This is a genomic window from Ruegeria sp. (assembly GCF_028066395.1).
Taxonomy (GTDB): domain Bacteria; phylum Pseudomonadota; class Alphaproteobacteria; order Rhodobacterales; family Rhodobacteraceae; genus Ruegeria.
This window is the reverse complement of the sequence record NZ_JALCBM010000073.1, coordinates 13277-21358: the sequence shown is the minus strand read 5'-3', so window position 1 is coordinate 21358 and position 8082 is coordinate 13277. Positions and strand designations below refer to the sequence as shown.

General features: G+C 61.0%; 10 protein-coding genes and 1 pseudogene. 6 read left to right on the top strand and 5 right to left on the bottom strand.

Features of this window, described 5'->3' with window-relative positions:
• Nucleotides 1–187 precede the first annotated feature (187 nt).
• A complete protein-coding gene (locus MPJ51_RS18365) occupies nucleotides 188–781 on the bottom strand; it encodes an HD family hydrolase (protein WP_298389654.1) in 594 nt (197 codons plus the stop codon).
• A 206-nt stretch (nucleotides 782–987) separates the two neighbouring features.
• On the opposite strand from MPJ51_RS18365, the gene MPJ51_RS18360 reads away from it, so the two are divergent.
• From MPJ51_RS18360 to MPJ51_RS18345, 4 genes are all read left to right on the top strand, one after another.
• Nucleotides 988–1302, top strand: a complete 315-nt coding sequence (locus MPJ51_RS18360; RefSeq protein ID WP_298389652.1) for a hypothetical protein — start codon at nucleotides 988–990, stop codon at nucleotides 1300–1302.
• Nucleotides 1303–1404: 102 nt separating this feature from the next.
• Nucleotides 1405–2793, top strand: coding sequence for an adenosylhomocysteinase (gene ahcY / locus MPJ51_RS18355; protein ID WP_298389650.1), 1389 nt, complete (start codon nucleotides 1405–1407; stop codon nucleotides 2791–2793).
• A gap of 6 nt (nucleotides 2794–2799) precedes the next feature.
• Nucleotides 2800–3549, top strand: a complete 750-nt coding sequence (locus tag MPJ51_RS18350; protein ID WP_298389648.1) for an extensin family protein — start codon at nucleotides 2800–2802, stop codon at nucleotides 3547–3549.
• 139 nt (nucleotides 3550–3688) lie between these two features.
• The gene (locus MPJ51_RS18345) at nucleotides 3689–4030 is read left to right on the top strand and encodes a DUF2853 family protein (RefSeq protein WP_298389646.1); all 342 of its coding nucleotides are present in this window, start codon (nucleotides 3689–3691) and stop codon (nucleotides 4028–4030) included.
• A gap of 234 nt (nucleotides 4031–4264) precedes the next feature.
• Here the strand turns inward: MPJ51_RS18345 and MPJ51_RS18340 are convergent, their stop codons facing one another.
• The 4 genes from MPJ51_RS18340 to tsaD are packed head-to-tail and all read right to left on the bottom strand — an operon-like array spanning nucleotide 4265 to nucleotide 7014.
• Entirely contained in the window at nucleotides 4265–4687 is a 423-nt protein-coding gene (locus tag MPJ51_RS18340; RefSeq protein ID WP_298389644.1) for an EVE domain-containing protein, read from the bottom strand.
• Entirely contained in the window at nucleotides 4687–4956 is a 270-nt protein-coding gene (locus tag MPJ51_RS18335) for a YciI family protein (protein ID WP_298389642.1), read from the bottom strand. The genes MPJ51_RS18340 and MPJ51_RS18335 overlap by 1 nt, the downstream gene beginning before the upstream one ends.
• 1 nt (nucleotide 4957) lies before the next feature.
• Complete coding sequence (locus MPJ51_RS18330) at nucleotides 4958–5920, bottom strand: NAD(P)H-dependent glycerol-3-phosphate dehydrogenase (RefSeq protein WP_298389640.1); 963 nt, start codon at nucleotides 5918–5920, stop codon at nucleotides 4958–4960.
• Nucleotides 5917–7014: a tRNA (adenosine(37)-N6)-threonylcarbamoyltransferase complex transferase subunit TsaD gene (gene tsaD / locus MPJ51_RS18325; RefSeq protein WP_298389638.1), complete on the bottom strand. Its 1098-nt coding sequence runs from the start codon at nucleotides 7012–7014 to the stop codon at nucleotides 5917–5919. Before tsaD ends, MPJ51_RS18330 begins: the two co-directional genes overlap by 4 nt.
• A gap of 97 nt (nucleotides 7015–7111) precedes the next feature.
• On the opposite strand from tsaD, the gene MPJ51_RS18320 reads away from it, so the two are divergent.
• Entirely contained in the window at nucleotides 7112–7825 is a 714-nt protein-coding gene (locus MPJ51_RS18320) for a uroporphyrinogen-III synthase (RefSeq protein ID WP_298389635.1), read from the top strand.
• Nucleotides 7826–7879: 54 nt separating this feature from the next.
• Nucleotides 7880–8082: pseudogene (locus tag MPJ51_RS18315) on the top strand (hypothetical protein); the annotation flags it as partial.

The window sequence follows — 8082 nt, the reverse complement described above, 5'->3', positions numbered from 1 at the left end:
ACGCCAAGGCGCTGTACGACAAAGCGATCAGCCTGGGCGCGACCGATGAGGGTGAACCGGGCCAACGCGTTCCCGACCGCTTTTACGGCGGCTACGCGCGGGACCCCGATGGCAACAAACTGTGTTTCTACGTTTTCGGCTAAACGCCATATCGTGCGCAGCCGCAGAGAGTAATTGAGGTTCGAGATTACATCTCTTCCAGCAATTCCGCATGCCGCACCAAATACGCCCGCCGTACTTCAACCGGTGGGCGTAACCTAATCTCCAACCCCTCCATCACCGCCTTGTCCGGGCGGCCAAAGAACTTCGTCGCCTCAGCCTCGGAAAAGCCCGCGATCTGGGTGGCCTCCATCCAGGCGCTGATCTTGTCGGCCTTTTTGATCTGCCGTTTCACCGTTTTCGGCACCGCCGCTGGCAGGCCGAACCGGATGTGGATTGCTGCCGCCAGACGGTCATCCAGCGCGCCGTAATCAGGCCCGACGGCGGATTTGACGGGCGAGATCATATCTCCGATCACATATTCCGGCGCATCGTGTAACAAGGCCGCGAGCCGCCATTTGACCGGTGCTTTGGGGGCAATCCGGCCAAACAGCTCTTCAACCAGAAGGGAGTGTTCGGCCACGGAATAGGCGAAATCGCCGCGCGTTTGCCCGTTCCAGCGGGCCACAAATGCAAGTCCGTGCGCGATATCTTCGATCTCGATATCCACCGGCGTCGGGTCCAGCAGATCCAGCCTGCGGCCCGACAGCATCCGTTGCCACGCTCTGGGTTGTGTTGCCATTCTGCCATGCCTTGTGAAGTTGGACACATTGAGTTCTTAATTTTGTGCTAAGATGTATCTGTCAGGATCACCAGCTGCCAACGTTTTCTTGAGCGTTCGTGCTTTGAACTGCCAAGTGGTGATACCGACATCAGGACTGAGGGGGGTGCAGACTCCTCCCAGTTGCGCCCCTCTCGAAACGAAACTCGTATCGAAAGGAGCTTGTTATGTTCAAGCGTTTGTTTGCAATAGCCCTGACCTTCGGAATGGCCGCCACCGCACCGCCCGCCTTTGCCCAGAATTGTGCGGAACGCGAGCATGTGATCGCCAAGCTGCAGGACAGCTATGCCGAAGAACTGGTCTTTGGCGGTTTGCAGAAATCCCGCGGCGCACAATCGGTGATGGAGGTCTGGACCTCAAAGGAAACGGGAAGTTACACCGTTCTGGTGACGCAAGCCAACGGCATCAGCTGTATTGTCGCCGTCGGCACAGATTTTTTCGAGGCGATCCCGAAAATCAAGGTTGAGGGTACGCCAAGCTGAATTTAGCTGCTTAAATTCCCGTTTCCGGCCATCCTCGTTGCCTCGTCCCGAAAGGGATGTTAGGGGCAATCCGGACCAAGATTTACCGGAATGGAGCACCTGATGGCCGGGGACTATATTGTCAAAGACATTTCACTGGCCGGTTTCGGCCGTAAAGAGCTGGACATTGCCGAAACGGAAATGCCGGGCCTGATGGCCCTGCGTGCCGAATATGGCAAGGCCAAGCCGCTGAAAGGCGCGCGTATTGTCGGCTCGTTGCACATGACCATCCAGACTGCTGTTCTGATCGAAACGCTGGTGGCGCTGGGTGCCGATGTGCGCTGGGCGTCGTGCAACATCTTCTCGACTCAGGACCACGCGGCGGCGGCGATTGCCGAGGCTGGTATCCCGGTTTTCGCCATCAAGGGCCAGTCGCTGGAAGAGCATTGGGATTATCTGGACAAATCCTTCCTGTTCGAAGACGGCCCCAACATGATCCTCGACGATGGCGGCGACGCGACACTGTACATCCTGCTGGGTGCCCGTGCTGAGGCGGGTGAGGACATCATCCCGGTGCCGGGTTCCGAAGAAGAAGCCGTGATCAAGGCGCAGATCGCCAAGCGCATGGCGGCATCACCCGGCTGGTTCACCAAGATGCGCGACCAGATCCAGGGCGTGTCCGAGGAAACCACCACCGGCGTGAACCGCCTGTATCAGCTGGTGAAGGACGGCCACCTGCCGTTCCCGGCGATCAATGTGAATGACTCGGTCACCAAATCGAAATTCGACAACAAATACGGCTGCAAGGAATCGCTGGTCGACGGCATCCGCCGCGCCACCGACACGATGATGGCTGGTAAGGTAGCCGTGGTCTGCGGCTATGGTGACGTGGGCAAAGGCTCGGCCGCCTCGCTGCGTGGTGCCGGTGCCCGGGTGAAAGTGACCGAGGTTGACCCAATCTGCGCGCTGCAAGCTGCGATGGACGGGTTCGAGGTTACCCTGCTGGAAGACGAAGTCGCATCGGCGGATATCTTCATCACCACCACCGGCAACAAGGACGTGATCCGGATCGAGCATATGCGCGCGATGAAGGACATGGCCATCGTCGGCAATATCGGCCATTTCGACAATGAAATTCAGGTGGCCAGCCTGAAGAACCACAAATGGACCAACATCAAGGAACAGGTGGATATGATCGAGATGCCCTCGGGCAATCGCATCATCCTGTTGTCCGAAGGCCGTCTGCTGAACCTCGGCAACGCCACCGGGCATCCGTCCTTTGTGATGTCGGCCTCGTTCACTAACCAGGTGCTGGCGCAGATTGAGCTGTTTACCAAAGGTGACCAGTACGAAAACAAGGTCTATATCCTGCCCAAGCATCTGGATGAGAAGGTCGCGCGCCTGCATCTGGACCGGATCGGTGTGAAGCTGACCCAGATGGACAGCGAACAGGCGGCCTATATCGGTGTGGCCCCGGAAGGTCCGTTCAAGCCGGAACACTACCGTTACTGATCGGGTATGAATGATCGTTCAGGACGCCGCCGGTTTCTGTATCTGGCGGCGTCTTTGTTTTTCAAGGCTGTGGTTTTGATTGTCATCGTCGGCGGTGGCGGCTGGTGGGTTCTGTCCCATCCGCAAACCCCGGTGCCGCCCCATTGGAACCCGTTGCAAGAGTTGACGGTGACCGCTCCGGTCACGCCGGTCACATCGTATCAGCTGCGCCGGGCTTTGGCGGATGAGGCGCTGTGCCGGGCCACGCTGTCGGATGCCGGGGCCGGTTTTACGGTGATGGAGGATCTGGTCGTCGATCAGAACTGCGGCATCGCCGGGCGGGGCCTGCTGTCGCGTCTGGTGACTGCGGATATCGGGGCGGTTGAGACCAGCTGCACCACGACCCTGCGGCTGGCCATGTGGGAACATCATGTTGTGCAACCCGCCGCGCGGGAGCTGTTGGGTACGGATGTCGCCGCGCTGCGCCATGTCGGCAGCTATAACTGCCGCCAGATGCGCACCGCACAAGGCGAAAACAGCGGCTGGAGCAGCCATGCCATGGCGGACGCCATCGACATCTCGGGCGTGCAACTGGCCGATGGGCGTCGCCTGACCCTGCTGGCCGATTGGGAGGATACCGGACCCGAAGGCGCCTTTCTGCATCGGATCGGGCAGGGGGCTTGCGATTGGTTTCGCGTCGTATTAGGGCCGAATTTCAATCGGTTGCATGCGGATCACTTCCATCTGCAAGGTCCGGGCTGGGGCTATTGCCGATAGCCGAGCAAGCCGCCCCCAACAGGTTAGAACCAACGGGGAGTATTCGCGGATTTTTTACCTTTAATGACAATCGCCCGAAACCCTACTTTCGCGACAACGGTGAACTGCGCCGTAGCACAGAAACAAAGGAGACCGGGACATGGGAAAACGCGACGAACTGATCGCCAAATATGCAGATGATCTGAAAAACAAATGTGGGATGACCCCCGATATGGACCTGCTGACCAAGGTCACCATCGGGTGTGGTCCGGCCATCTATGATGCCGATGCATCCACCGTGGCGGCCAGCCAGGACAGCGAGTTGGAAACGGTCAAGAACAACTTTCTGATCAAGAAACTGGGCCTTTCGGATGGTCCCGAATTGATGGAAGCCATCAACAAGGCGCTGGAAACATATGGCATGTCCGAGCGCAACAAGTATCGCGCCGTGGTCTATTACATGCTGACCAAGCATTTCGGCAAAGAATCGATCTACGGCTGATCGACCCTTTCCCCTACACAGCGCCCGCCGGTTCCCTCGGTGGGCGCTTTGTATTTGAGCCGTATTTTACGGACTTGGTGTTTGAAAACCCGGTGCCGGATCGGCTAGGGTCATCCCATGACCAGGACGGTCAGAACCAAGATATTCCATACGCGTGTGGTGAGTAGGGAGCACGCGGGGGTAGGGAAGGTTCTGCATCGTCGGAACCTTCCCTTACTATGTTTTCTGGCCGGGTTAGTCCGGTTGCGTCTGACCTATCCCGCAGATCAACACCCATTCCGCGTCGCTGACCGGCTGCACCGACAGGCGAGAGTTTCTGACCAGCACCATCTCGGACAATCGCTCATCCGCTTTGATCTGGTCCAGCGAAACCGGCTGTTCAAAGGGACGCACCGCCTTGATATCCACACATTCCCAGCGGTCGTCATCGGTGGTGCTGTCGGGATGGGCCTCGGCGCAGACCTCGACAATGCCGACAATCGCCTTGTCCTTTTGCGAGTGGTAGAAAAACCCCCGGTCGCCCACCTGCATCTGCCGCATGAAATTGCGCGCCTGATAGTTGCGGACCCCGTCCCATTCCTCGCCCGCGTCGCCCTTGGCGACCTGCTGGTCCCAGCTCCAGGTCGAGGGTTCGGATTTGAACAGCCAGTATGCCATCAGCCTATCACCTTCTTCCAGGGGATCAGTTCAACCGACTGGAACAGCCCGGCCTTGGCATAGGGGTCATTGTCGGCCCATGCCTGCGCGGCGGCCAGATCTTCGACATCCAGAATGACCAGCGACCCGATCATGGCATCGCCGTCCAGCAGCGGCCCGGCCTGCGCGACAACGCCGGTGTCCTCGATATAGGCCAAGTGGTCGGCGCGGTTGTCCAGCCGGGTTTGCAGGGCGCCGGATTTGTCACGGGCGATGAGGGCGATCAGCATGTTATTCCTCCTTCAGGGGTCGGTTAAGCAGGGTTTGAATGGCGTCGGTGACACTGTAGGCACCATGGCTAAGCTCGGCCACCGTGGTGCTGATGGGCATGTCCAGCCCCTCGGCCCGGGCGATGTCGGCCATAGCGCGGGCGGTGGCGACGCCTTCGACGGTGGTGGCGCTGTCAAAGGGGCGATTCAGACCCAAAGACAGGCCAAAACGGTAATTTCGGGACAATTCGGACGAGCAGGTCAGGACCAGATCCCCCAGCCCCGACAGACCCATCAGGGTTTCCACCTGCGCACCGCGCATCGCGGCAAAGCGCTGCATCTCGGCAAAGCCCCGGGTCATCAGTGCGGCGCGGGCGCTGTCGCCCAAGCCCGCCCCGATCGCCGCACCACAGGCAATCGCCATCACGTTTTTCAGCGCCCCGCCCAGTTCGGCACCGACCGTATCGGTGGTCCGATAGAGGCGGAGATTGGCGGTGGTCAGTTCTTCCTGCAATGCCTCGCCCAGATCGGCGTTTTCGCAGGCCAGTGTAAGGGCCGTGGGCAATCCGTGCGCGATGTCATCGGCAAAACTGGGGCCGGTCAGCAGGGCAGGCTGCGCGTCCGGGATCGCTTGCCGGATCACCGATACGGGGCCAAGGCCCGAGGTCAGCTCGATCCCCTTGCAGCAGGCGACAAGGGTTTTACCGGTCAGCGCTTCGGCGTGCTGATCCAGCGCGGCGTGCAGTTTCTGCATCGGAATAGCCAGCAGCAGCACATTGTTCGCGGCGGCCTCGGGCAGATTGGCCATCACGGTCAGGTTTGCAGGCAAGGGAACGCCGGGCAAACGGGTGGCGTTCTCTCGCGTGTCCTGCATCAAACGCGCTTGTTCCTTGGACCGCGCCCATAGGGTCACCGGCCCGTTGCCCGCCAGCGAGATCGCCAGCGCGGTGCCAAATGCGCCCGATCCCAGAACCGAAACGCTCATGCCTTGGCCCCTTTCTTGCCGCTGCCCAGCATCGCCGGGCTGGTCTGATCCAGAGGCCAGCGGGGCCGGGCGGTCAGGTCCAGCCCGTCGCGCGCACCGGTGCGAAACCGCTCGATCCCCGCATAGGCGATCATGGCGGCGTTGTCGGTGCACAAAGCCAGCGGAGGGGCAGTGAAACGCGCGCCCATTTCTGCAGAAACAGTCTCTAACGCGGACCGAATGGCCGTATTCGCCGCAACACCTCCGGCCACGGCGATCACCGGGTCAGAGGGGTTTTCCTCCAGGTACAGGCCAATTGCCCGACGTGTTTTCTCGGCCAACGTGTCGACCACCGCCTGTTGAAACCCGGCGCAGAGATCGGCGCGGTCCTGACGGGTCAGCCCGCCTTTCTCGGCCACGATCTGATCCCGCATCCGCATCAGCGCGGTCTTGAGCCCTGAGAAGGACAAATCGCATCCGGGCCGGTCCAGCAAAGGCCGGGGAAAGCGGAACCGTTTGGGGTCTCCCGACCGGGCCTCAGCCTCGACCGCAGGGCCGCCGGGTTGTGGCAGGCCCAGCAAGCGGGCGGTTTTGTCGAATGCCTCACCGGGCGCGTCGTCGATTGTGCCGCCCAGACGGGTGAATCGCTCTGGCCCGTGCGCAATCAGATATTGGCAATGCCCGCCCGAGACCAGCAGCATCAAGTAAGGAAAGGCGATCCCGTCGGTCAGGCGCGGGGTCAGGGCGTGCCCGGCCAGATGGTTGACCCCGATCAGGGGCAGGCCGGTGGCCGCACTCAGCCCCTTGGCGCACATGACACCGGACATCACCCCGCCGATCAGGCCCGGCCCGGCGGTGACGGCGATGGCATCCATATCGCGCAACGCCAGCCCGGCACTGTCCAGCGCTTGTGCCACGCAGATATCCAGCTTTTCCGCATGCGCACGCGCCGCGATCTCGGGCACCACGCCGCCAAAGGCGCTGTGCAGCTCGGTCTGGCCATGCACGACCGAGGACAGAATCTGAGCCCGCGCACCATCCGATTGGCGCACCACGGCGGCGGCGGTGTCGTCGCAGCTGCTTTCCAATCCAAGGACGGTAAGTGTTTGCACCATTGGCCTGATCCGTTGCATCATGACTGCCAAGCGGGGTATCACCCCGCGCGGACGCAAACAATCCCAAGGCCGAAGGCGCTGCCTGTTGTATTTGTTGATGACCCGCCCTCGCGCCGCCTCGGACAGGTTCGTTGCGCAGCTGTCGGCCCGCACCAGATCGCGGGTGACGGTGATCCATTCCCCGTTGATCGAGATCAGACCGCTGCCGGTGCAGGCCGATCTGGCGGGCATGCGGGGGTTGATCTTTACCTCGGCCAATGGGGTTAATGCGGCGGTGGCGATGGGGGTGGACCGGGATTTGCCCGCTTATTGCGTGGGGCCCGCGACAACCGGCGCGGCCTCTGGCGCGGGGTGGCAGGCTCAAATGATGGGCGCGACGGCAGAGGAGTTGATCGCGAACCTGCTGCAACTCCGACCACAGTCTCCGCTGATGCATCTGCGGGGTGAGCATAGTCGGGGCAACATCGCCGAGCGGCTGACCGAATCCGGTCTGACGGTTCAGGAACAGCCGATTTACCGGCAGACTCTGCTGCCTTTGTCAGATGAGGCTGCCGCCATTGCCGACGGCGACGCTGCGGTTCTGGTGCCGTTGTTCTCGCCCCGCACAGCGCGACAATTTGCCGATGTCTGGCCGGGAACCGCGCCCCTGTGGCTGGCCGCAATCAGCCCGGCCACCGCCGAACCCCTTGAAACACTGGCCCACGCTCAACTGACCATCGCCAAAGAGCCGACGCCTGACAGAATGCGGAAAGCCGTTAAAAAACTTGTGAATCTCGCGATGCGGGTTGAGAGCGCGCGACACGCAGATTAACTTGGTCTGGTCCGGAGTTCAGGTGTTTTTAGAATCGATAAGGGGAATGTGACGGTGGCTGGTAAGAAGAAATCCGATCAGGAACCGGTGGAAAACCCGAACGCGGATGCGATGGCCGGGGATGAAAACCTTGGGACCGATGCGGAAACCACAGACGCCCCCGTTGACGCGGATGCGCCGGTCGAAGAGGTGATTTCCGAAGCCGAAGCCGAAGCCGAAGCCGAAGCCGAAGCCGAAGCCGAAGCCGAAGCCGAAGC

What these genes read in the sequence shown, in the direction of transcription:
- MPJ51_RS18365 (WP_298389654.1), bottom strand. Translation starts at nt 781, where the DNA reads ATGGCAACACAACCCAGAGCGTGGCAACGGATGCTGTCGGGCCGCAGG.
- MPJ51_RS18360 (WP_298389652.1), top strand. Translation starts at nt 988, where the DNA reads ATGTTCAAGCGTTTGTTTGCAATAGCCCTGACCTTCGGAATGGCCGCC.
- ahcY (WP_298389650.1), top strand. Translation starts at nt 1,405, where the DNA reads ATGGCCGGGGACTATATTGTCAAAGACATTTCACTGGCCGGTTTCGGC.
- MPJ51_RS18350 (WP_298389648.1), top strand. Translation starts at nt 2,800, where the DNA reads ATGAATGATCGTTCAGGACGCCGCCGGTTTCTGTATCTGGCGGCGTCT.
- MPJ51_RS18345 (WP_298389646.1), top strand. Translation starts at nt 3,689, where the DNA reads ATGGGAAAACGCGACGAACTGATCGCCAAATATGCAGATGATCTGAAA.
- MPJ51_RS18340 (WP_298389644.1), bottom strand. Translation starts at nt 4,687, where the DNA reads ATGGCATACTGGCTGTTCAAATCCGAACCCTCGACCTGGAGCTGGGAC.
- MPJ51_RS18335 (WP_298389642.1), bottom strand. Translation starts at nt 4,956, where the DNA reads ATGCTGATCGCCCTCATCGCCCGTGACAAATCCGGCGCCCTGCAAACC.
- MPJ51_RS18330 (WP_298389640.1), bottom strand. Translation starts at nt 5,920, where the DNA reads ATGAGCGTTTCGGTTCTGGGATCGGGCGCATTTGGCACCGCGCTGGCG.
- tsaD (WP_298389638.1), bottom strand. Translation starts at nt 7,014, where the DNA reads ATGGTGCAAACACTTACCGTCCTTGGATTGGAAAGCAGCTGCGACGAC.
- MPJ51_RS18320 (WP_298389635.1), top strand. Translation starts at nt 7,112, where the DNA reads ATGACCCGCCCTCGCGCCGCCTCGGACAGGTTCGTTGCGCAGCTGTCG.